Annotated in this window: 22 protein-coding genes and 3 pseudogenes; 11 read left to right on the top strand and 14 right to left on the bottom strand. The window is 65.2% G+C overall.

From position 1 onward, the window contains the following. Positions 1–9 precede the first annotated feature (9 nt). Positions 10–1,368, top strand: a complete 1,359-nt coding sequence (locus RMCN_RS06095; protein WP_067387850.1) for a flavin monoamine oxidase family protein — start codon at positions 10–12, stop codon at positions 1,366–1,368. Here RMCN_RS06095 and RMCN_RS06090 read toward each other — a convergent pair. Then, on the bottom strand, positions 1,365–2,333 hold the full coding sequence (locus RMCN_RS06090; RefSeq protein ID WP_067387849.1) for an alpha/beta fold hydrolase: 969 nt from the start codon (positions 2,331–2,333) through the stop codon (positions 1,365–1,367). The two genes, RMCN_RS06095 and RMCN_RS06090, sit on opposite strands and share 4 nt — an antisense overlap. A 145-nt stretch (positions 2,334–2,478) precedes the next feature. Between RMCN_RS06090 and RMCN_RS06085 the strand changes: the two genes are divergently transcribed. Continuing rightward, positions 2,479–3,450 (top strand): NADPH:quinone oxidoreductase family protein, encoded by a 972-nt coding sequence (locus RMCN_RS06085; protein WP_067387848.1) that lies wholly within the window; start codon positions 2,479–2,481, stop codon positions 3,448–3,450. 11 nt (positions 3,451–3,461) lie between these two features. Here the strand turns inward: RMCN_RS06085 and RMCN_RS06080 are convergent, their stop codons facing one another. The 5 genes and pseudogenes from RMCN_RS06080 to RMCN_RS06060 form a co-directional block, all read right to left on the bottom strand. Next, positions 3,462–4,214, bottom strand: coding sequence for an alpha/beta hydrolase family protein (locus RMCN_RS06080; RefSeq protein ID WP_067387858.1), 753 nt, complete (start codon positions 4,212–4,214; stop codon positions 3,462–3,464). A 30-nt stretch (positions 4,215–4,244) separates the two neighbouring features. After that, a pseudogene (mbtM, locus tag RMCN_RS06075) lies at positions 4,245–5,766 on the bottom strand (long-chain-fatty acid--ACP ligase MbtM). 122 nt (positions 5,767–5,888) lie between these two features. Beyond that, the gene (locus tag RMCN_RS06070; RefSeq protein WP_067387847.1) at positions 5,889–6,578 is read right to left on the bottom strand and encodes a pyrimidine reductase family protein; all 690 of its coding nucleotides are present in this window, start codon (positions 6,576–6,578) and stop codon (positions 5,889–5,891) included. Next, positions 6,575–7,111, bottom strand: a complete 537-nt coding sequence (locus RMCN_RS06065) for a flavin reductase family protein (RefSeq protein WP_084377206.1) — start codon at positions 7,109–7,111, stop codon at positions 6,575–6,577. Before RMCN_RS06065 ends, RMCN_RS06070 begins: the two co-directional genes overlap by 4 nt. A gap of 119 nt (positions 7,112–7,230) precedes the next feature. Further along, positions 7,231–7,992, bottom strand: coding sequence for an emopamil-binding family protein (locus RMCN_RS06060; RefSeq protein WP_067387846.1), 762 nt, complete (start codon positions 7,990–7,992; stop codon positions 7,231–7,233). 322 nt (positions 7,993–8,314) lie between these two features. Between RMCN_RS06060 and RMCN_RS06055 the strand changes: the two genes are divergently transcribed. Continuing rightward, on the top strand, positions 8,315–9,007 hold the full coding sequence (locus RMCN_RS06055) for a TetR/AcrR family transcriptional regulator (RefSeq protein WP_067387845.1): 693 nt from the start codon (positions 8,315–8,317) through the stop codon (positions 9,005–9,007). A 21-nt stretch (positions 9,008–9,028) separates the two neighbouring features. Here RMCN_RS06055 and RMCN_RS06050 read toward each other — a convergent pair whose 3' ends face one another. Further along, positions 9,029–9,772 carry an MBL fold metallo-hydrolase gene (locus RMCN_RS06050; RefSeq protein WP_067387844.1) on the bottom strand — a complete coding sequence of 248 codons (744 nt, stop codon included), beginning with the start codon at positions 9,770–9,772 and terminating at the stop codon, positions 9,029–9,031. A 116-nt stretch (positions 9,773–9,888) separates the two neighbouring features. Here RMCN_RS06050 and RMCN_RS06045 point away from each other — a divergent pair, with 116 nt between their 5' ends. The 3 genes from RMCN_RS06045 to RMCN_RS06030 all read left to right on the top strand — a co-directional run bounded on the left by RMCN_RS06045 (position 9,889) and on the right by RMCN_RS06030 (position 12,448). Beyond that, positions 9,889–10,362, top strand: a complete 474-nt coding sequence (locus RMCN_RS06045; protein ID WP_064412559.1) for an SRPBCC family protein — start codon at positions 9,889–9,891, stop codon at positions 10,360–10,362. Positions 10,363–11,208: 846 nt separating this feature from the next. Further along, positions 11,209–12,090, top strand: a complete 882-nt coding sequence (locus tag RMCN_RS06035) for a hypothetical protein (RefSeq protein WP_131808532.1) — start codon at positions 11,209–11,211, stop codon at positions 12,088–12,090. 37 nt (positions 12,091–12,127) lie between these two features. Further along, the gene (locus RMCN_RS06030) at positions 12,128–12,448 is read left to right on the top strand and encodes a hypothetical protein (RefSeq protein WP_067387842.1); all 321 of its coding nucleotides are present in this window, start codon (positions 12,128–12,130) and stop codon (positions 12,446–12,448) included. A 20-nt stretch (positions 12,449–12,468) separates the two neighbouring features. On the opposite strand, the gene RMCN_RS06025 is transcribed toward RMCN_RS06030, so the two are convergent. Further along, positions 12,469–12,714: a hypothetical protein gene (locus RMCN_RS06025; protein ID WP_067387841.1), complete on the bottom strand. Its 246-nt coding sequence runs from the start codon at positions 12,712–12,714 to the stop codon at positions 12,469–12,471. Between the two features lie 47 nt (positions 12,715–12,761). Continuing rightward, positions 12,762–13,199 carry a hypothetical protein gene (locus tag RMCN_RS06020; RefSeq protein WP_067387840.1) on the bottom strand — a complete coding sequence of 146 codons (438 nt, stop codon included), beginning with the start codon at positions 13,197–13,199 and terminating at the stop codon, positions 12,762–12,764. A 9-nt stretch (positions 13,200–13,208) separates the two neighbouring features. On the opposite strand from RMCN_RS06020, the gene RMCN_RS30995 reads away from it, so the two are divergent. The 4 genes and pseudogenes from RMCN_RS30995 to RMCN_RS31380 all read left to right on the top strand — a co-directional run bounded on the left by RMCN_RS30995 (position 13,209) and on the right by RMCN_RS31380 (position 16,571). Beyond that, positions 13,209–14,327: a hypothetical protein gene (locus RMCN_RS30995; RefSeq protein WP_067387839.1), complete on the top strand. Its 1,119-nt coding sequence runs from the start codon at positions 13,209–13,211 to the stop codon at positions 14,325–14,327. 109 nt (positions 14,328–14,436) lie between these two features. Next, positions 14,437–15,369, top strand: a complete 933-nt coding sequence (locus RMCN_RS06010; RefSeq protein WP_067387838.1) for a hypothetical protein — start codon at positions 14,437–14,439, stop codon at positions 15,367–15,369. A gap of 190 nt (positions 15,370–15,559) precedes the next feature. Continuing rightward, a pseudogene (tcmP, locus tag RMCN_RS31385) lies at positions 15,560–16,201 on the top strand (three-Cys-motif partner protein TcmP); the annotation flags it as partial. A gap of 91 nt (positions 16,202–16,292) precedes the next feature. Further along, a complete protein-coding gene (locus RMCN_RS31380) occupies positions 16,293–16,571 on the top strand; it encodes a hypothetical protein (RefSeq protein WP_234787589.1) in 279 nt (92 codons plus the stop codon). Here RMCN_RS31380 and RMCN_RS06000 read toward each other — a convergent pair. The 4 genes from RMCN_RS06000 to RMCN_RS05975 form a co-directional block, all read right to left on the bottom strand. Next, positions 16,568–17,308, bottom strand: coding sequence for a DUF5131 family protein (locus RMCN_RS06000; RefSeq protein WP_067387837.1), 741 nt, complete (start codon positions 17,306–17,308; stop codon positions 16,568–16,570). The genes RMCN_RS31380 and RMCN_RS06000 overlap by 4 nt on opposite strands. Positions 17,309–17,835: 527 nt before the next feature. Next, positions 17,836–18,966, bottom strand: coding sequence for a hypothetical protein (locus RMCN_RS30815; protein ID WP_165604418.1), 1,131 nt, complete (start codon positions 18,964–18,966; stop codon positions 17,836–17,838). A 655-nt stretch (positions 18,967–19,621) separates the two neighbouring features. Continuing rightward, the gene (locus tag RMCN_RS05980; protein ID WP_067387833.1) at positions 19,622–20,218 is read right to left on the bottom strand and encodes a TlpA family protein disulfide reductase; all 597 of its coding nucleotides are present in this window, start codon (positions 20,216–20,218) and stop codon (positions 19,622–19,624) included. Between the two features lie 59 nt (positions 20,219–20,277). Next, a complete protein-coding gene (locus RMCN_RS05975) occupies positions 20,278–20,877 on the bottom strand; it encodes a cadmium resistance transporter (RefSeq protein WP_067387832.1) in 600 nt (199 codons plus the stop codon). Positions 20,878–21,040: 163 nt separating this feature from the next. Here RMCN_RS05975 and RMCN_RS30805 point away from each other — a divergent pair, with 163 nt between their 5' ends. After that, the gene (locus RMCN_RS30805; RefSeq protein ID WP_131808529.1) at positions 21,041–21,304 is read left to right on the top strand and encodes a hypothetical protein; all 264 of its coding nucleotides are present in this window, start codon (positions 21,041–21,043) and stop codon (positions 21,302–21,304) included. On the opposite strand, the pseudogene RMCN_RS05970 reads toward RMCN_RS30805, so the two are convergent. After that, positions 21,268–21,604, bottom strand: a pseudogene (locus RMCN_RS05970) (peroxiredoxin); the annotation flags it as partial. The gene RMCN_RS30805 and the pseudogene RMCN_RS05970 sit on opposite strands and share 37 nt — an antisense overlap.

Below are 21,604 nucleotides of genomic sequence, written 5' to 3'. Positions count from 1 at the left end.
CCTAATCGCGTGGGGTTGCAAGGCAGTGCCGACGCGGTGGTGGTGGGCGCCGGGTTCGCCGGGTTGGCGGCGGCGCGCGAGTTGGATCGGCTCGGTTATGACGTCGTCGTCCTCGAAGGTCGCGACCGGGTCGGCGGACGGTCCTCCACGGCGACGATCGCCGGTGTTCCCGTCGACCTCGGCGGCACCTTCATCGGACCGACGCAGGACGCCGTCGAAGAACTGGCAGCCGAATTGGGCTGTGCGACAGTGCCCACGTTCAGCGGCGGTAAGAACCTGATCCGGTGGCGGGGCCGGGTCCGCTCGTACCGCAGCACGATTCCCCGGTTGTCGATCATCGAACTGCTCGACGTGTCGCGCATCCAGTGGCGCTTCGAGCGGGCGTGTCGGCGGGTCGCCGTCGAGGCGCCCTGGACCGCCCCGCACGCCCACGCCCTGGACTCCCTGTCGCTCGACGGCTGGCTGAAGTCGGTGCACGCCAGCGCCGGCACACGGGACCTGATGGCGATCATGTCGCGGGTGACGTGGGGTTGTGAGCCCGACGCGGTGTCGATGCTGCACGCCGTGCGCTATGTGCGGGCCGCGGGCGGGCTCGACCGCATGCTCGACGTCGAAGGCGGTGCACAGCAGAGCCGATTCCCGGGCGGCACCCAGCAGATCGCGATCCGGATGGCCGAGGCGCTGGGCTCGCGCGTCGTGCTCGACGCCGCGGTGCGCAGCATCGAACGCCACAGCGACGGCACGCTCACCGTGACATCCGATCGAGGTGCGGTGCGCGCCAAGGCCGTCGTCGTCGCCATCCCTCCCGAACACCGCCAGGCGATCGAGTTCTCACCCGAGCTGCCCGCCGAGTACGGCAAGCTCGCGCAGCACTGGCCCCAAGGCAACCTGAGCAAGGCTTACGCCGCCTACGACAAGCCGTTCTGGCGCGCCAAAGGGCTTTCCGGAGAGGCGCTTTCCGACGAGGGCCCGGTGTTCATCACGTTCGACGTCAGCCCGTCCGACTCGGCCGGCCCCGGCATCCTGCTGGGCTTCGTCGACGCCCGCTCGTTCGACGCGCTGCCGGCCGCGCAGCGTCGGGAGCGGGCGCTTTCGGGTTTCGCGGGGCTGTTCGGCGACGCCGCACTCAGCCCGATCGACTATCTCGACCATTGCTGGGGCGCAGAGGATTTCGCGCCGGGAGGGCCGACGGCGGCCGTGCCACCCGGCTCGTGGACGACGTATGGTCCGTGGCTGCGCAAGCCGATCGACGGGATCTATTGGGCGGGAACCGAAACCGCTGACGCGTGGACGGGTTTCCTCGACGGCGCGGTCCGGTCCGGTCGGCGCGCGGCCGACGAGGTGCACCGCGCGCTCGCGGGTGACTAGGAGCTGATGCGGCGCTCGGCGGTCACCGACTCGACCAGCCCACGCAGGTGCCTGTTCACCTCGTCGGGGCGTTCCAGGATGGCGCAGTGACCGCCGGCCAACTCCACGAAATCGCGCAGGTTGGGCGCCGCCTCGGCGATCCGGCGAGACGACGTCAACGGCAGCAGCCGGTCCTTCTGGCTGCCGATCACCAGCGTCGGCACGACCAGGTTGTGCAGCTCGATGTGCCGGGGACCGAGATGGTCGACGAGCGTACGGGCCCAGCCGCCGCGACCAACCGGCGAGGTCGCGGCGAACAGTTCGTGCACGAACGAGGCGATCGCCGGATCGGCGTCGCGGCCCACCGCCAGCATCGACACGAAGCGCTGATTCGGGCCGTGGATGGCGCGCGGCAGGGGCGCCGCGCCGAACGTCTTCAGAAAGGTCCCCGCGGTGCGGACGCGGACATTGGCCAGCGGCGCGGGCACGGGCAGCAATTTGACGTTGCGCAACAGGTCGCCGGTGGTGGTGTTGATGAGCGCGACGCCGTCGGCGCGTTCGGTCACCCGCTCGGAGTAGCGCTCCGCCCAGGAGGTGATCGCGATGCCACCCATCGAATGGCCGGCGATGACCGCCCGTTCACCGGGGGCCAGCGTCGTTTCCAGCACAGAGTCGAGGTCGGCGGCCAGATGATCGAGGCTGTAGGCGCCGCGGCGGACCGGGACCGCGCTGCGGCCGTGGCCGCGGTGGTCGAACGCGATGACGCGGTAGTCGCGAGACAGGTCGGCGATCTGATGGGCCCACACCCGCAGCGCGCACGTGATGCCGTGCGCCAGCACGATCGGATAGCCGTCCTCGCGACCGAAGACCTCGGCGTGCAGGCGAATGCCGTCCCTCGAGCGCACCTCGACGGCGCGTCCGGACGGGAGGGACTGAGCGGGAGCGAAGGACGAAACCCTCGACCGGCTACGGGGACCACTGGTCATGTGCGCTCCGTTCGAACTCGGCAACGTTGCCGGATAAGTGAGCTTATCTAATAGTGTGCGCTTCCGGCGGCACCCCCCGCCGGGTTTTGGTGACTATCGGTGCAGCGGCGGAGGCTCCGGCGTTCAAGTCGAGTTAAATGGCGGCATGCGCGCGATTCAGATTGCCAGCCTCGACGGACCGCAAGCCGCCAAGATCGTCGAGGTCGACGAGCCCGACGGCGACGGCGCCGTCGTCATCGATGTGCACGCGGCCGGGGTCGCGTTTCCCGATGTGTTGCAGTCGCGCGGGCTCTATCAGTACAAGCCGGAGATGCCTTATACGCCCGGCAGTGAGGTCGCCGGTGTGGTGCGCAGTGCGCCCGACGGCGCACATGTGCAGGCGGGCGATCGCGTCGCGGCGCTGACGATGTTGTGCGGCGCGATGGCCGAGGTCGTCGCCCTGCCCGCCGAACGCGTCTTCAAGCTGCCCGACAACGTCTCCTTCGAGGCCGGCGCGGGGCTGCTCTTCAACGACCTCACGATGCACCACGCGCTGCGCACCCGGGGGCGGCTGGCCGAGGGCGAGACCGTGCTGGTGCACGGGGCGGCGGGCGGTATCGGAACGTCGACGCTGCGGTTGGCCCCGGCATGGGGTGCGTCTCGGGTGATCGCGGTGGTGAGCACCGAGGAGAAGGGCGCGGTGGCCAGGGCGGCGGGCGCGACGGACGTCGTACCGGTCGACGGGTTCAAGGACAAGGTGAAGGAGTTGACCGAGGGCCGCGGTGTGGACATCGTCGTCGACCCGGTCGGCGGGGATCGGTTCACCGACTCGCTGCGTTCGCTGGCCCCGGGGGGACGGCTGTTGGTGGTCGGGTTCACCGGCGGCGAGATTCCCACTGTGAAGGTGAACCGGCTGCTGCTCAACAATGTCGACGCGGTCGGAGTGGGTTGGGGCGCTTGGACTTTCGTTCATCCCAATTACCTCTCCGAGCAGTGGGCCGAACTCGAGCCGCTGCTGGCCTCGGGCAAGGTGTCCGCGCCGCAACCGCAGGTTTTTCCGTTCGAGCGGGCCGCGGACGCGATTGCCGCGCTGGAGGATCGCTCGGCGAAGGGCAAGGTCGTCGTCGCCGTCCGGTAGGCCCTCGCTGACTAGAGGTACGGATCGGCCCAGGCGCTGACGATCCTCGCCGCCCGCGCCGCCTGGTCTTTTCCGGTCAGCAGGTGATCGGCGCCTTCGAGTGAGACGAAGCTGCGCGGGTGACGCGCGGCCTGGAAGATCTCGCTGGCGTTGGCGATGCCGACGGTGTTGTCGGTCGGCGAATGCATCACCAGCAGCGCGCGGCGCAGGGTGTGGATGCGCTCGCGCAGGTCGGCGTCGCGGACGTCTTCGAGGAAGTGCCGCTTGAGCGTCAGCGCCTTGCCGCCGATGCGAAACTGCGCCTCCCCCTCTTCCTCGATGCGCTCGTCGACCGCGTCGTAGATCCGCTCCACGTGCGCGGGCTCGTAGGGCGCCGCGACGGTCGCGACCGCCTTCACGGTCGGGCAGTCGTGGGCGGCGGCGATGACGGCCGAGCCGCCGAAGGAATGCCCGACCAGCAGGCACACCTCGCGGCCTTCGGAGTTCATGAACTCCACGGCGCGCACGGTATCGGCGACCTTGTGCGAGAACGACCCGTCGCTCCAGTCGCCCTCCGAGTCGCCAAGCCCGAGGTTGTCGAACCGCAGCATGCCGATGCCCTCGGCGGCGAGTTGCTTGCAGATCCGGCTGGCCGCCGGCGAGTCCTTGCCGAGCGTGAACCCGTGTGCGAACACACCCCAACCGCGCACGTCACCGTCGGGAACGTCGATCACGCCCGCGAGCGCGGGTCCGCTGGTGCTCGGGAAGCTGACGCGTTCACCCACGCGCGTCATCCTGTCACGCGGCCGACGGGCTCACTGCTGCTGCAGCAGGTCGCGTTTCACCTCGAGCCTGCGCAGCTTGCCCGACGAGGTACGCGGCAACGCGCCCGGCCGGACGAAGACCACCTCGCTGGGCACCACGCCGCATTCGGATGCGACGCGCTCGATGAGGTCGGCGCGGGAGGTCGCCTCGTCGGGTCCTCGGAACTCGGCGACGATCGCGACACCCGGACGGATCGACCGCTCCCCCACGCCGACGGCCACCACGGCGCCTTCGCGCACACCGGCTGCGCCCGCGGCCACCCGCTCGACCTCCGCGGGAAAAATGTTGCGGCCGGCGACGGTGATCAGTTCCTTGGCGCGACCGCACACCACGAGGCTGCCGTCGACGAAGTAGCCCAGATCGCCTGTGGCGAACCAATCGTCTATATTTCAACGGTGCGTCGCCGCGGTATCCCGACATCATCGAGGTCCCGCGGATGTGTATCTCGCCGACCTCGTCGTTGTCGCGCGGTTCTATGCGCACCGACATTCCGGGTATGGGTTCGCCGAGCAGTGCTTGACCGTCGTCGTCGACGATCAGGCCGCGTCCTGGCTCGGGAACCGTGACCGCACAAGTGGATTCGGCCAAGCCGTAAGAGGGCGCGAGGGCACCGGCGGAGAATCCGAAACGGGCCATCTCCTCGGCGAACCGCGCGGTGAGCGCACAGTCGACGGGTTCGCCACCGTTGAGCGCGAACCGCAGGTCAGAAAGGTCGACGTCGGTGACGCGTCGCGAGTACTTGCCGATCAAGCCGTAGGCCATGTTCGGCGCGGCGGTGATCGTGGCCCGACTCTCGGTGAGCCAGTTCAGCCACCGAAACGGCGACGCCTGAAACGCCGCGGTCGGCGCCTGCCACACGTCGATGCCGCCCAGCGCTCCGGCGAGCACGAAGCTCAGGCCCATGTCGTGATACAGCGGCAGCCAGGAACAGCCGACGTCGCCCGCTTTGACCCCGATTCGCGTGTTCAGGCCGTCGAGGTTGGCAAGCACCGCATCCGGCGACAGCTGCACGGCGCGCGGCACGCCCGTCGAACCGGCCGTGCCCTGCAGGATCGCGACGTCGGGCGCCCGGTCGGGCCGCCGGAAGTTCGTCGATTGGGTCAGTGGCGCAACCGAATCCAATTCCTTGACCGTCGGGCCGCTGTCGACGAGTCCGAGTTGCTCCAGTTGCCGCCCCCGGCTGAGCACGTGGCTGACGCCCATGCCCGCGAACCGGGCCACCGTCGAATGCGCCCACTTGTCGGCGTCGGCGCCCCGGACGGGGCCGGGGGCGATCGTCACCGGGACGCCGGCCTGGAAGGCGCCGAGGATGGCCGCGATGAGTTCGACGGTGGGCTCGTTGGCCAGGCCGAGTGCGGCGACCTCCTCGTTGAGCAGCCAGTCGGCGACGTTCTCCGAGCGGGCGTGCACCTCTGGCCAGGGGTGGCGAGCCCAGGTCCCGTCGCCGAAGACGTAGAGGCTGTTGTCGGTGCTGGTCAGCCGCTCGGCAAATGCCGCCGCCAACGTTTTCATGGACACCCTCGCACTGCTTACTCGCTCGAACGAGCGATTTTCGGTCAGGTCAATTCCGTCTAAGCTAACCGAAGACAGTTTGCGAGCGGCGGCCGCCCGGTCAGAGGGTCAGACGGGCTTCCTCACCGTCGGGAGTACTTCAGGTAGAGATAGTCCCGGTGGTTCAGGACGTGGTCCAGCCGAAGCGCGGTCGGCGCGGAAAGCAGACCGTCTCCCCCACCGGGGAGGCGGGCGCCGGCGAGCTTGGGCGCCAACGTCACGCAGATCTCGTCGACGAGGTCGGCGCCCACGAGTTCGTCGAGCAGAGTGGGTCCGCCTTCGCACAAGACCCGACCCATTCCGCGCTGAGCAAGCTCGATGACCATGGCCCTGACATCCACGGTGTCGGTACCGGCGATCAGTAGTTCCCAACGCTTGTCGCGATCCAATCCATGTTCGGATACCGCGCGTGCGCTGGTCACCAGGATCGGACGTTGCGCGGGATCGGCGAGCAGCGAGTCCGGCAGTCGGCCGGATCGGCTCACCACGGCGATCCGGGCGGTGCGCCCGGCCGTAGCTGATGGTTTCACGGGGCCATAGCTCTCGGCGCGCGCCGTCGCGGCGCCGACCAGGACGACATCGGCGAACCCGCGCAGGGCGACCAGCAGTTGTTGGTCGGTGGGATCGGACAGCGGGCCCACCCGCCCGGCGAACGCGGCTGCTCCGTCGGCGCTGAAGATCATGTTGGCGCGCACGCCGACGGGTGCGGCGCGGTAGTAGTCGATCAGCTCATCGAGGCCGGAGACCGCGCGCAGAGGAAGCTCTTCGCTCACGCCTCGTGCCCCGGCTCGATGTCGCGCACGTCGGCGAAGGTCACCCACTCGTCGAGGTCTTGGGGCGGGGCACCGGCGACCGGTTCGAGCAGATGACCGACGTGGTCTCCGACGTCGAACCGGCGCACCACCTCGCCGACGAACCACGCGGCGGCGTCGTCGAGAATCGGCATCTCTTCGGGGCCGGTGTGCCACGCGCACTGACCGAATTTGTCGGTGCGGTCGCCGGTTTCCCCGCCGAACAACTTCGCCAGTTCAAGGTGTTCGCGCGCCACCAGATGGACCGCGAGGTGCGTGGCGGATTGCGCTATCCGGAAAGTCCGGTTGCGCCGGGACAAGCCGACGAGGAAGCGCGGCGGACTAATGCTCGTCTGGCTCGCGAAGCCCACGAGGCAGCCGGACCGCTCGTCGTCGGCATGGGTGGTGACGATGAACATCGGATAGTCCAGCAGCGACACGATGTCTTCGAACGGCGACGCACCCGACTGCGCACTCACAAAGGTCTCCCATCGGCTCTGGTCGAAGCGCACCATGACGGCGAAAAGCCGCGATGATGGTCCGTCGGGCGCTGACGTCGGCTTCTCCCCGACAGAACCTACACCGGCAGTTGCGTGCTCACCGGTCGGCGAGAGAGCCTGGGACGCAGATTGCGTCAGAACCGCACGTGTAGGTCGTTGCTGACGAGTCTGCGGACTCCCCAGAAGTAGGTGATCAGCGGCATCGTGCACCAGAGCACATTGATGAGAACGAACTTCACCCACATCTCCACAGGGGACGACATGCTTTCCAGATTGTTCGCGATCTCGGTGCCGAAGTAGACCGCAGGCAGGGTCACCTCGACGATCATGCCGGCCATGATGAGTGACAGCTGAAAACTGGTGAACCGCCTGCCATTTCGGAAGAACTGAAAAAGGGCGTATGCCTCGAACAGTCCAACGAAGAGAGCGATCCATTCCATGCAGACGATCAGCGGATCACCGGTGAGGTAACGGGCGTCGCCGCCAAGCAGGATGGGCGCCCACATATACGTCCACAGCGCGCCGTTCTCGACGCCCTCGACGATCTGATCGAAGAAGAGCAGCCATGGAAGCTCCCATATGAAGCGAGGGATGAGTGCGATGAAGACCCACACGATCACCATCGCCCCCAGACGGTCGGACCGTGTCCAGTCCCGGCGGTCTCCGACTCGGAGCCAAGGCAACGCAAGCGCCGTCACGAAGCAGCCGACCACGACTACCACCATCACCGTCGAAGCGACGGGCTGCGGGACTCCCGCACGAGTTTCCAGGTACCAGAACACCGGGTGGATCGCGAAGAAGAAGGCGAGAACTCCGAAGAGATTCTTCTGCAGTGAGGAGAATCCGTGCTGTGCAGGTGTCTGTTCTGGCCTGCCGTGTCTGATCACCTCTGTCATGAGCGATGTCCTCCGCATTGAGGTTGTGGCCGACCGGACCGTTCCGGTGACGAATGGAAAAGGGGTGGGGTGCACGGCGCGGTGTCACTGGACGCCGTTTTCATAGCATGCGTGATGTTATAACGGCCGATAGTTTTTGGTCCGGAAAGAGGCGTCAGGAAGTCACCCGCCGACCTCTGCGCGCCACGCACGAATAGGATCGACACGTGCGGTTCCTGTGCCCCACCCCGTCTTCAGAGCACCGTTGGGTCTTGACCGATGGACGTTTTGAGATGCTGACCGCCACATCGACCCGCCATTGACGGCCTAGAACCGCGAATCGATGACGGCCAAAGAACCCCGCGGCGCCATGCCACGACGCAACCGGCGCAGAAGCCAAGAACGCGCGGACCGCACACGCGAATTGGTCATCGAAGAGACCATCAGATGCATTCGCGAAGAAGGCTTTTCCGCGGCCAGCACCCGACACATCATCGAACGAGCCGGCGTCAGCACCGGAGTCGTCCAGTACCATTTCGGCGATCGCGACGGGCTCCTCAACGCCGTCATCGACCATGCCATTTCGACCCTGACCTCTGCAGTCGACGAGCTCGCGGACGAGGTCGAAGGAATTGACGGCCTCGAGGAGCGGATGAAGACGCTCGCGGACGCCGCGTGGAAGGTCTTTCTCGACCCGGCCAGCATGACCGCGATGGAAATACTGATCGCCACGAGGTCGCTTCGATCCAGCCTCGGCGTCGAGCAGCTTGCCGAGCTTCAGCCAGGCCTCGGACGCATCGCTTCACTCATCGGGGCGCCCTCCCCGCACGCCCGCGCGATCGCCGATCTTCTGTGGGCGGCGCCCATCGGGCTCATGGTCGGCCAAATGGTGACAGACGCGCCGCTACCGACGGAGCCGCAACGACAAGCCATGGCGCAGCTGCTGATCGATCACCTACGGGTGAACCATGCCGATGCTGCGTCGCGTCGCGGCCGCACAACCCGGAAGCGGCAACTCGAGGGACCACGTTCCTAAGCTGTTGTGCATCTGCGTATTTCAGCGTGTATCGGCCCACACGTCGGCGCGGTGCACCGGCAGACCGTGGCCCGGTAGCAGGTGCTCGACGGGCAGCGCCCGCATGCGCTGCTCACTGCGTGCCGCCGCGGCGTCGTCGACGGTCTCCGGGGTGAACCACGCGCGCCCGCCGGCACTGAGAACCGCGTCACCGGAGATCAGGGTCCGGCTGTCGGCATGCCAGAACGCGGTCGAGTCGTCGGTGTGGCCGGGCACGTGCAGCACCTCCCAGCTCGTCGCACCGGGTAGTGGCTGACCGTCGGCCAGCGGCTGTGCTCCGCCCAGGGCGTCGCCGACCATCCCCTTGGCTCCGCCGTAACCGGCGATGCGGGCGCCGTCGACAAAGCCGCGCAGCCCGGTCAGGTCCAGCGGCTGGCTGATCAGGGTGGGCCAGATCTGGGCGACCTTGCTCAGCGCAGGGGTCCGAGGCCTCCGCGTGCCGTCGAGGTAGCCGAGAGTGACCTCGGGAAGATGCAGCGCCGCCCCGTACTCGGCGGCCAGTCGCGGCGCCCCGGCAGCGTGGTCGCTGTGGCCGTGGGTGGCCACGACCGCTCCGACGGTGCCTTCGTGGACCAGCAGCGCACCCGCGACGTCGTCGGCGCTGCCGGGCATCCCCGCATCGACCACCACATAGGAATGTTCGCCACAGATCAGGTAGCAGTTGAAGATCCACCGGGAGAGGCGGATGACCCCGATGTCGTCGAGCGGATCAACCACCAACGCCATCGCGGACTCCTTCGTGTGAACTCCAGAGCAGTCTGCGGTGCGGGGTGAGGCGGCGGCAAGCACCCGGCCGCTGAAGCACCGCCCGGGATCGCTGCACCGCTGATTACGATCGCGGCATGAGTGAACACGGGCCTGCCTCTGCCGAAGCGTCGACGTCCATCGCTGCCGACCCAGCCGCGGTCTACGCGCTGATCACCGACCTTCCGACGCTGGGGTCGCTGGCCGAGGAAGCCGACCGGATGGAGTGGCGCAAGGGCGACCGCGTCGCTGTAGGCGCCGTCTTCAGGGGCCACAACAGCAACCGCGGCAAGGAGTGGACCACCACCTGCACCGTGACAGACGCGGAGCCAGGCCGGACGTTTGCCTTCGACGTCAAGAGCTTCGTCATTCCGGTGGCGCATTGGCGCTACGACATCACACCCACCGACAGCGGCTGCACGGTCACCGAACGCACGTGGGACAGGCGGCCGGGGTGGTTCAAGACGGTCGCGGGGATGGCGATCGGCGTACGCGACCGCGACACCGCCAACGCCGAACACATCAAGCTCACGCTGCAGCGTCTCAAGGCGAAGGCCGAAGCGGCCGGCTGAGCGGTGAGAACTCGAGACGCGTTCCAAAAGCCAACGGAAACGGCCCCCGGAGTGTCCTCCGGGGGCCGTTCCACTTTCGTAGCGGGGACAGGATTCGAACCTGCGACCTCTGGGTTATGAGCCAACCGGTTCCGGTCTCGCATGGCGTCGCGGGTCTCATACGTACAGGTCACGATCAACTGCTCGTCTCAACCATCACGGTGCGTCTCACATCATCACGGCCGTTGCACTCCGTTTCGTTCACAAATCCGTTCACAACCTCCGGCATAAATCGCCGCCGGCCACCACGACAACTCAGGCGTTCCTGACCAGTTCGTGGCAGCGGGCGCTGGTCGCAGCGATCCTCCAGGTCGGGTAGGTGGCCAGCGATGCGGGTGGTGCTGGTTTCGAGGTCCTGCCGCGGCGCTGCCGACCGGGCCACCGCGCCACCGCCGTCCCGCCCGACCCTTTCGGTGGCCAGGTGGTGACGCGGTTAGTCGATCAAGCTTCGGCCCGGTGGAGGGATCGAACCGCCGACCGCCGGCGTGTAAAGCTATATCGGTATGTCTAAGGCGTCTGGCACCGTTTGATCGAGTCTCCGAGATCGCTAGCGACACAGCAGCTTTCGTCTTTGTCGTTTCGCCGTGTATCGGCCCGTTGCGCCGCGTCTAGGGCCATTTTTCGGCCTAGCGGTGGTCGGTTCGTTCAAGCGTTCGACCGTGGGGTCCGCTCGGTGTCCACATTCACGGCAACAAGGGCACCGCGGGAGCCGAGCGCGCCACCGTGTGCCTTGAGGAGGCTGAGCGGTATGCGGGCCTATTTTCAGTGGTGGATTTGTCGGACCGCAGCCTTACCCTTGTCGGCACGATGACCGGCGTTCTCGATCTCTCTGACTCCCGTACTCGCCTCGCAGAATCTAAGGCCCAGCACGGCGAGCTGATGAGCGTGTTCCTGGGCTGGATGGAGGGCGGGGGCATTGGCGTCCGAACCATCCGAGACCCGCGATTCGCCATGTACCGCTGGGAGGTCGCGGTGACCACGGAGCCAGCGAAGAACTTATCGCTGATGGCTGGACAGATCATCAACAACGTCCGCTCGGCGCTCGAATATGTTGCCTTCCAGGTCTATTTGGTCGCCGGGGGTGAACCCGACGGCAAGCTAGCGGACAAGGTCGCATTCCCCATCATCAACACTGCCGGGCCATGGAACTCGGTGGTCAAGAAGAAGGTGCCAGGTGTCTGGCCGGAGGCCGCCGATCTGATGAAGGCCGCGCAGCCCTTCGCCCAGGCCGGCGACGATGCCAAAGTCCTCCCAACACTGCGGGGGCTTGGTGGCACCGACAAGCACCGCAACCTCGTACTTTGCGCGACAGCAGCGCGTTCGGCCAACTGGATTTGGCCCACCGGCAAGGGCGTCGGCGTTGACGTATTTCTCTACCGGGCACCAGGCGACGACTTCGACAAAGGGCCGGTGGTTCCAATCCGCCCCGGAACGTCAGTACCGGTGGCCCGAGTATTTGTCTATCCCGAAGGCGTGCCCTACGACGACGCCGCGATGCTGTGGACGTCAGGTATCAGATTCGAGCAGCCAGCTCCGCCCGATGTCGACTTCAGTTTCCGGGCCAACAGCGGCTCCGAGGTCAGCCTGACCACGCTGAGCGACCTGATCGACCACGTAGCGCGCATTGTCGAGAGCTTTGCCGATCTGCCAGGGCCGACGACAACGACGGCGACTGACGTCGGCGCGTAACCCCTCGGGTCGGCGTGCTGGTCAGCAAAACGGAGCCGTGAACGACGAACCGAGGGTAGACCGCCTGGTCCGGTGGACCCGCGACGAGTTGGCATGGGGGCAGGCGAACGCCGAGATTCACAGTCTCGGCGAAGAACTTAAGAACCTGACGCCCGCCGACCCCGAGAGGGGCGATGACGACCTCATCAGCGCGACGGACGAGAAGTTCGCCGACGCGGTGGTCAGGGTCAACGAATACCTCGCCGACCTCCCGCAGGGTGCAGACCCAGCGGCACACGGCTTTCAGCGCGCGTTGTCGATCCCCCTCCGTGGACCGGGCGGAAGCCATGAGTCACTGAGCGATGAGGACGACGACTGACCGGCGCTAAATGCCGCGTGTCATGACTGTCCAGGGCCAACGAATCGGCGCGCCTCGGCGGTCGGCTGTCGGACCACTGCGATCCCGTCGTCACCCGGCAGGCTGTCCTCGAAATACTCCTTGATTAGGGGCAACACCTTTAGCTCAACGATCTCCTTGTCCAGTCCGAATCTGGCGGCCATGTCGTCGGACGTGACGCCGCGATCGTTCTGGTCCCATAGTTCGATTGCAGCTGTGAGGGCAGTTAATTTGTCGGGTGTCGTCATGGTCGTCAGTATGCGCCGGACCCTCCGACAAGGTAGATCGCCGCGTGTTAGCCGGACAGCATGTTTCCGCCTGCACCTCCCAGGGCACCAATGGCCACCTGTTGGAGCGCGCCACTGAGCCAGAGTCCGATCTTCGCGGCGCGGCTCCGTTCTTCGTCCGTGCGCGAGTCATCGGCGGCGACGGCTTCGAACGCAGCGATCAGCCGATCCAATTGGCCCTCGGGAGTGGGCCATTGTCCAGCGATCCGCAGCGCTGCGCTGGTGGGTGGGCCGACCGCGAGGATGCCACCGCCCCATGTGTCCATGCCCTTTTCGAAGAACGGCTCTCGATATAGGGCGCGCAGTGCCCGCTGCACGGTGTCCTCATCGAACTCGCACGCAGCCCCCAGTTCCGCCGCGCTCGGATTGCGGCCCGTGCGGTCGTATATCTCGACGGCTGCCCGCAGGACGGGCAAATCCCGCGTCGTCCATGTGTCGGCGATCATGGGGCGAGTATGCCTCCGCACCCCGACGACGATGGGTATGTGAGCTATCCGCCGACGCGGCGGCGCAGGTACTCGGGAATCGACGTGATCGGGCGGTCGCGCATCCGCCGTTGGCCTCCAGCGGCGACGCGAAGCCCACTGCTGCCCGATCGAGTGCACCAGCACGTCGTGAGCCGCGACGACGACGGCGAGGCTGTCGGGCTGGTGCTGTCCGGCCTGCCAGGTGACCGCCGCCTGTTCGAGGTCGGACAGGTGCCTGGCGATGCGGGCGGTTTCCAGGCCCTGCAGCAGCGCCGGGGAGCGGGCCAGCGCAGTGGGTGGGCCATGACCGGGCGATCTACGCTGCGGGTGTACCGACACGTGTATGACGACGCGCTGGCGTCGGCGGGTGATGCGCTGCCGGGTCGGTCCCGAGGTGTCGGCGACACTCAGCCTCACCTGTCCCGATCAACACCTAGGCTGCCCGACGTGGCAGGCGAACGACGACGTTACGACGAACGCGAGATACTCCGACCATCGGAGAACCTTGAGCGGACGGTGCTCACGGTGATCGGCGGCTGGGAGATGGTGCGCGCACAGGTCAACTTCAACAGCTTCACCGACGCCGGACCGGACGCCGAGTGGGCCGGTTCGGACAAGTTGGCCAAGACGCTGCGAGAGATGGCCATAGCAGCCAGGATTCGACACCCGCACGACGAATGGGCTCGCGTGGCTACCGAGGTGAGCAACGTCCGCCACAAATTCGGGCACATGCTGTACCTCGATGACGTCGAGGGTGAAATTCCGCACCGAACTCTGCATTTCACGCGGCTCGGTCGCGAGGGCGAACAGCGCCGGGGGCGTGGTGACTCGCTCGGCCTTAGGTGGCGCGACGACGAATGGGCGCAACAGTCTCGACATCGCGACTCGGTCACCGAGCAGGAACTGTGGCAGACGCTAGACAAGGAGTATTGGCTGATCCAGGTGCCGCGTGCGGTGCGCCGCCTCGGCGGGATTCTGCAGGAGAGCCCCGACCTACGCGACGACCATCCCATCACCGGGCCAGGCTGGTACAGGCCCTGGCGGCTCCCCGAGTGGGGTGACCGCGAGGACTTAACGGTTGCCGATCTGCGCTTGCCGCCGCCGTGAGCCGTACGCCTAATCGCGGCCTAGTGGGAGGTTCGACAGACGTGAGACCCTGAGCCGGAAACGATTGTTTACCAGGGCCGCCTTGATTCTCCATCGGAGGATCGACTTCATGGATAACGACGTGCACATCAAACCGCTCGCTGAAATGCTTGACGGTGTGACGTATCCCGCGAACATCGACGTGTACGGGCACGGAATTGTGGTGCCCGATGGTGAGCGGCCGCCGGCTGGCCTGGCGATCGTCGCCACGACACGACTGCCCATCTACTCTGAGTTCTCGTTGACACTTGTGGATCGAAACGGAACGTCGCTCAACGAACGGGCGATCCACGCTTTGGACGTACCAGGCGCACATGCGGTCGCGGACTACTACGAGGAGAGTGACGTCCGGTTCTTCCTCCGTGAATCGCTATACCACCTCAACAGCGTCATCAACAACTACGTCAAAGCATGTCGGTTGTTCGACGACTTGCACGGATACTGGGAAGGCCCTCAGAGCGGAAACACGGGCGATTACCGCGTCCTATTTGAGGTCGACGCGTATCTCGGCGCCGCGCGCCGCGTATACGAAGCCATCTCGAAGGTCTTGTGGAAGCACTACAACGACTCACCCGACGGGAAGGGACGCTGGAGCTCCATGCGCAAGACCGCGGCTGCTATTGAGTCGGGCTCGACGAAAGTGCCGGCGCAGATCGCTACACCCGTAGTGAGCAGTTGGAACGCGTACGGCGTGAAGCTCGCGCATTACCGGAACTATGTTGCCCACACCGGCGCCTTGTCTGCAAGTGGCGTCTGTTGGATGAGCCGATTCAGCGGCAGGTGGGGCGCATCGGTTGCGCTGCTGGAAAGCCCGGAAGACAAGAAGCGCGTACCAGTCAGTCCCGATGTGCGCCTTGACGCTCTCGCGTACTGCTACGACGTCGCCACCCACCTGGTGGGACTGTGCGAGGATCTAACCGTGGTACCGGAGATCGCTGAGTACCTTGCCCATCCGCCCGGCTACGGAGGCCGCCCGAAATCCAGCCGGGCCGACATCAGTTGACGTACGGCAAGAGTGGGCCGATTGCCGCGGTCTGGAACCGCCGTCGAATAACCCGCACGTGCGGAATAACCAGCTCACCTACAGCGACGAAGTGCTCGCCGAACACCCGTAAGTCAACACACGGCACGCCTGTCCGGGTTTCGTCGCTGCCCAGTCCTACAGTGATCGACACGCAACACTCGGTCAAGCGATGGAGACCGCGATCAGCACGAAGATTCGCGAGTGGTCCTACTGGACCCGCAACAAGCTGGAGATCCTCACCGGCTACCTGCCGGCGTTCACGACAGCGGTCGGTGGCAGGTCGCCAGAATGTATCTACCTCGACCTCATGGCCGGCCAACCCAAGAACGTCGAACGGCACACCGGCGCCGAGTTCGATGGATCGCCCATCGTCGCCATGAAAACCCAACCGCCGTTCACCCGGCTTCGCTTCGGAGAACTCAATGCCACCCGTGCCGCGGGATTGGACACGCACCTGCGCGAGGCATTCCCTGGGGACGACCGCTACCAAGTTGTCCAGGGAGACTGCAACGAGACCATCGACGGGATACTGGCCGGTCTCGCCGATATCGCGTGGGCGCCCACGTTTGCGTTCGTCGATCAGCAAGCCGCCGAGGTCCACTGGGAGACGATCAACAAGCTCGCCGTGTTCCGGAAGAACAAGCAGGGCTGGAAAACCGAAGTTTGGATCCTGATGTCGCCCACCATGATTATCAAAGGTGTACGCGGCAGGGACGGAATACCGTACGAGCCATATCGAGAGCAGGTCGATCGACTGTACGGCGGCGGTGAATGGCGCCAGATCCTGCGTGCACTCGATCAGCGGAGGACCACCGCCCGTGACTACCGCAAGCAGATGGTCAACCTGATGCGCTGGAAACTCGAACACGAACTCCGGATACAGGATCACGCACCGCATCCCGATGCAGATGCACAACAAGGTCGAGATCTACGACATGGTTTTCGCCACCGATCACGACGCGGGCGACCGCATCATGCGCCACCTTTACAACCAGGCGGCGCTACGCGAGCCCGAGATGATGCGCCAGGCCAAGGATGCCAAGTCGGGACAGTTTGCACTCTTCGACGCCGGCGGCGACGACCAGAACGCCGGCCAAGAGTTGTGGCGCCCAGAGCCATGCTGGGATCCGACAAATGCGGACTGGTGGAGTTACGAGGACTACCTTGACGAGAACCGCTAGACGGCGGTAGGCATTTCGTCCCAGCGCCGCCCGTCGAGCTCGCGGCCGAACGCCTTCGGAGTGCGCCCGCCCCATTGCTTGAAAAAGAATGCGACGCCAGCGTTTTGGCACGCGTCGCGGATTCCACGAACCCATTCCTCGTCGACGCGGCGGTGGTTCGCGCCGGACTCGCCGCCGGCGATCACCCAGTGGATCCCATCGAGATTCAGCCCGTCGAGCGGCCCGATCAGCGGCTCACAAGACAGGAACCGGACGGCCGCGGGAACGTCGCGCAGATGGTCGACCCGAAGCAACGCTTCTGAATTCTCGACGGAGACGCCCATCCACAGATTACTTGGCCACTCGAGACTTTCACCGAGTCGGCGCAGCCGCAGACTGCGTTTGGTGAGCACTTGGTAGGTATGCTGCGGGGTATCACGGCAGACGTCGAACACGTCTCGAATGAAGCTGACCGGAACCCGAGCATGGAAAAGGTCGGACATCGAGTTGACGAATACGACTCGTGGTTGGCGCCATCGGCGAGGCTCATCGAGCGCCTGAGGATGGATGGTGATGCCGAAGCCAGGCCCGGATGTGCGTGGGTCACCGTCGACTTGGTACTTCGGGGATCCCATGGCCTTAAGGCGCTTTGCCAACGTCATGGCATGGCAATGATCGCAACCCGCGGAGATGCGATCACAGCCGGTGACGGGATTCCACGTGGCTTCGGTCCATTCGATCGCCGATCGGTCAGCCATGCTTCACCTCTACGAATCAAGTTGCGTTCACTGTAGGCCACCATGCACGGCCGTCAGGCCAATGCTGACCTCCGTGTTGTCGCGACTCACCGCAACGCTATTCGATTTCGAACGGTATCCGTCGGCTACGACAAGCTGCGAAGCGCTCAGTCGCCGCATCGGCCAGCAGCCCACCATGCGACGACAATGCTGCGGCCGTGCGAGTGCCGGCGCCGTGGCAACTCGTCAGCGTCGACCCGCAGGCCCACTGCCACCCTTCATCTATTGGCCCTCACCTAACGTAACGAGCACCCCTGACAGCAGGTCGCCAACATGACTCGCGATCAATAGGCTCTGGGAGCAGCTTCGCCAAGAAGGCCTCGCCGCCTACACAGCGGCATGGCAGACAATCCCTGCAACCCATATGAATCGGAGGCTGAAAGCGCCATAGCGCGGACTCGGCGCAATGCCCGCCGACAATCGGCTGCGGAGTGATGCTCCTGCGCCCGCCAGTTGCGGGCAACGTCGACGACTTGCCTGCTGGGCCATCACCACAAGCGGGTACCAAACCCGAGGCGCTTTCGGAATTGCGCAATGTCGCTATAGCCGGGAGGTCTGACGGTCGGCGTCCTAATCGGCTTATTCAAAGGATCCTGCTCGGTCGTATAGTGCTCGCACCATTCGAGCCACTTGATCGCCGCGGACCGCTCGTCATCGTCGGCGATGTGCTCGATCTGTTCCGCCATTGCAGCCAAGTAGTTTCGTAGCCTGCCGGCATGTTCCCATGCCTCGAGGCGGGCCATCAGCTGATCCGCAAGCGCCTGTTGCGCATATGCTTCGCGAGCAAGTTCGTCTTCATGCTCGTGTCGCTTCTGCGCTTCAATCTCCACGAGCCGCGCCGCCTCAGTACTTTCCGCGTCGACGAGCGCCCATCGTTCAAACGTGGTCAGGACATCCGGAAGTCGCGCCTCAAGGGAGCGTGTATTCGTATCTGACCATGCAACTTTCGAAGAAAAACGGCTGGACGTGTCCAGGGTAGTAGTGAGCCGGTGCGATGAAACATCGACGCGAGGAGGAATCCTGGGCTGGGAGGACTCGCGCGTTGACTTCTCGAGCTCTGTGCGCGTGGAAGGGCGGGGTACGGCGTCCTGCTTTTGCGCGATCGCGAGTGAGCAGCTGATGGGTTCAATGGTGACGATGAGGCATCCGCCTAGACAACCGGGTTCGGCGATGTGTCCGCGATGCTTCAACTTCGGTTTCCGCACCGTATGGCCGCGGGCTTCAGCTTCACTGGCGAGCGCGTGGAGCAAGCGAAATGCTCGCTGGCGCAGTGCCGCATCGATCGAACTGAGCCAGTCATCACTGTGCAGTGCGGCTACCACCGGATGCCAGCGTGGGTTGCGCTGGGCGGACACTATGTCAGCGGGCGGCTTGGTCCTCCATTCCGACACCGCCGACAGCCGCAGCCTGATACGGAACGGCTTGACGCGTTCGATCATGATTACCTGCTGGCCGTCCGGTGCCATCTGACGTCTATTGATAGCGCCGACCATGGTTCGATAGTTGCGATGGTCGCCGCGGATATCGCGCTCCAGGACGCCGCCCGCGTCAATGATGTCCTGCAAAAGCTTCCGCGTGGGCGCTAACCCATCGGGCGAATTTGACGCTTTTCGCGACATAGGTCGCCCTCTACCTGCCGACGAAGTAGGCAGCCGCTCTACATACCAATGCCCAGTAAGGTGGTCGCGGACGATTCGTGGTCATCAACACCAGCCGACATCGATCTTGATTGGCCTTACACATAGACGGACAATACCGTTCTCGACGTTGCCAGCAAGGTGCAAGGTCGACAATTCACCTTGACGTGGTACGGCCCCAATCGAACCGCCCGCCAACATATTTCATGGATAATCGTTATTATCCATCAAATAGGGCGCCTGCCTGCCAGCACGACCGCACCCTCTGCAATAACGAGAGCTTATGGCGCCGGGGCAGCACTCAGAATGACCACGTCGAGGCGGAAATCAGCCAGGTCGCATTCAGAATCTCGACCGTCCGCGCCACCTAGTACACGGTGGCGGGCGTCGCAAGGGGCGACTCCACCGCCATCCTGATGGCTTCGGCCACTCCCACTACCAGCACTCGGCAGGTGCTGCGCCTCCGTGTCGCCACCTCTGGGTCGATAACCGGTCGGTATCCTGTCGGCAACACCGCCGCGTCACGGCAGGGCTGATGACTCCGATGCCCATGCCCGACGATCTCGCCGCAGCCGTGACCAGCAGGTGAACAATCGGCACGGCGACCGGGAACGCGAAGCTGCTGTCCTGTGACGTGTCAGCTCTCGGTGGTCAGCCGATCCAGTAGTGGCCGTAGATCTTCGGCGAGTAGTGCCATGAGGTACACCGCCGCGACTCTGTGTTGGCGGTCGAGGACCATCGTGGTGGGCACCACGCTGGTCGGATAGTTGCGTCCTAGGGTGATGAGGCTGCGCAGCGAGGGGTCGAAGATGGAGGGATACTGCACATTGCGGTCGGTGACGAAATCGCGTGCAGTGTCGCGGTTGTCGCGTACGTTGATGCCGAGGAATTGCACGCCCCGGTCGCGGTATTCTGCATACACCGTTTCGAGCTCCGGAGTTTCAGTGCGGCACGGCGCACACCAGGAGCCCCACACGTTGATGAGGACCACCTTTCCGGTGAAATGCGACAGACGGATCGGTTCGTCGGTGAACAGGTCGGGTCCGCTCAGATCGCCGATGGTGCCGCGTGTCGCGGGTGGGTCATAGAAGATCGCGGTTTGGCCGCCGGGCGACACGAAGTCGAAGGTGCCGCCTTGGGCGACGGCACCCTCGCCTGTGGTACAGCCGGTGACCGAAGCGGTAGCGACGACAAGGGCTGCCAGGACGGCGACAGTTCGCCTAACGCTAGGCAAGAAGAACTCCTCCCGATGACCATGTTGACGCGGATTCCACCGCCGGTGGTCGTTGCTGCTTAGTCCTCAAAGGCGAGGCCGCTGACCAGGATGAAGATGCCCAAGCCGATCAAAACGATCGGGAAGAGGACGTGGTCCCAGCGTTCGAGGACTTCGGCGATCGGACGACGGGTGGCGACAAATCTGGCGGCGATGACGAGGACCGCAACGAGCACGAGGAAGACGACACAATAGGCCACCACGGCCGCGGAACCCACGCTCAAGAAGACCGGAACGTAAACGCCGATGTTGTCCCCGCCATTGGCGAACGTGACTGCTGCGACGGTCCAGACAGCGACCTTTTTGCCGGCAATCTTGCCATTGTCATCATCGTCGTCGTTCCCACGCCAGGCTCCCCATGCGGCCCACAATCCCAGGACCAAGGGTATGAGCCCAAAGTACGGGATGACCTGGGGGGGAAGGAACGCTCCGGCACCCAGGGTCACGAGCACAGCCGCGCCTAAGATGCCCGCAAATCCTAGGTATTGGCCTGCGGTGATCCGGGCCGTTGTCCCGCGTTGTCCCGCGCCGCGGGCGAAGAACAACGAGAGCACGATGATGTCGTCGATGTTGGTGACGATGAATAGGCCGATTGCGGGTAGGACTGACGACAGGATCATGGGCCTGCCCCCGTGTCTGCGGTGTCGCCTGCCCGCCAACTCCACCCAACGCCGGTGTGGGCGGCGGTCACGACGGCACGCTCACCGGCGCCGCGCGAGTGGGACTGGTTGCTGGGCGCGGCGGGCCAAGGGTGTGGTGCGCCGGGCGCGCACACCGTTGGCGATGACGACGATTTCGGCGAGTTCGTGGACGAGCACCACGGCGGCCAGCCCGAGCGCCGCGTTCGTCGGCGATGGCCGGGTATTCGCCGTGGCCGGCGAGCGCCTTGAGTATTTGCACGATCCGGCTCGGGGGCTCGATCCCGATCACGCCGGCGCGCGCGAGCGCGACCAGCGACTGCGCCTCAATACCGGCACGCCGAACGGAACCTGTGAACATCCCGACCAGACTCAGCTGCGGATCGGGTTGGGGACGATGCGCAGGTAGGGTCGCGGGGCATTCCATCCGTCCGGATAAATCTGCCGGGCCTCGTCGTCGCTGACGGATCCGGCGATGATGACGTCCTCACCTTGGCGCCACTGCGCGGGAGTGGCCACCTTATGCTCGGCGGTGAGCTGCAGCGAGTCGACCACACGCAGGATCTCATCAAAATTGCGTCCGGTCGTCATCGGGTAGACGAGGACCAGTTTGATCTTCTTGTCCGGTCCGATGACGAAGACGTTGCGCAAGGTCGCCATCTCCGCGGGCGTGTGCTTGGTCGGATCCCCGGCGATCTCGGCAGGGAGC

Origin of the sequence: Mycolicibacterium novocastrense (assembly GCF_001570485.1) — a bacterium.
GTDB classification, from domain to species: Bacteria; Actinomycetota; Actinomycetes; order Mycobacteriales; family Mycobacteriaceae; genus Mycobacterium; species Mycobacterium novocastrense.
Note: the sequence above shows the minus strand (reverse complement) of the source record. Positions and strands in the feature narration are given on the sequence as shown.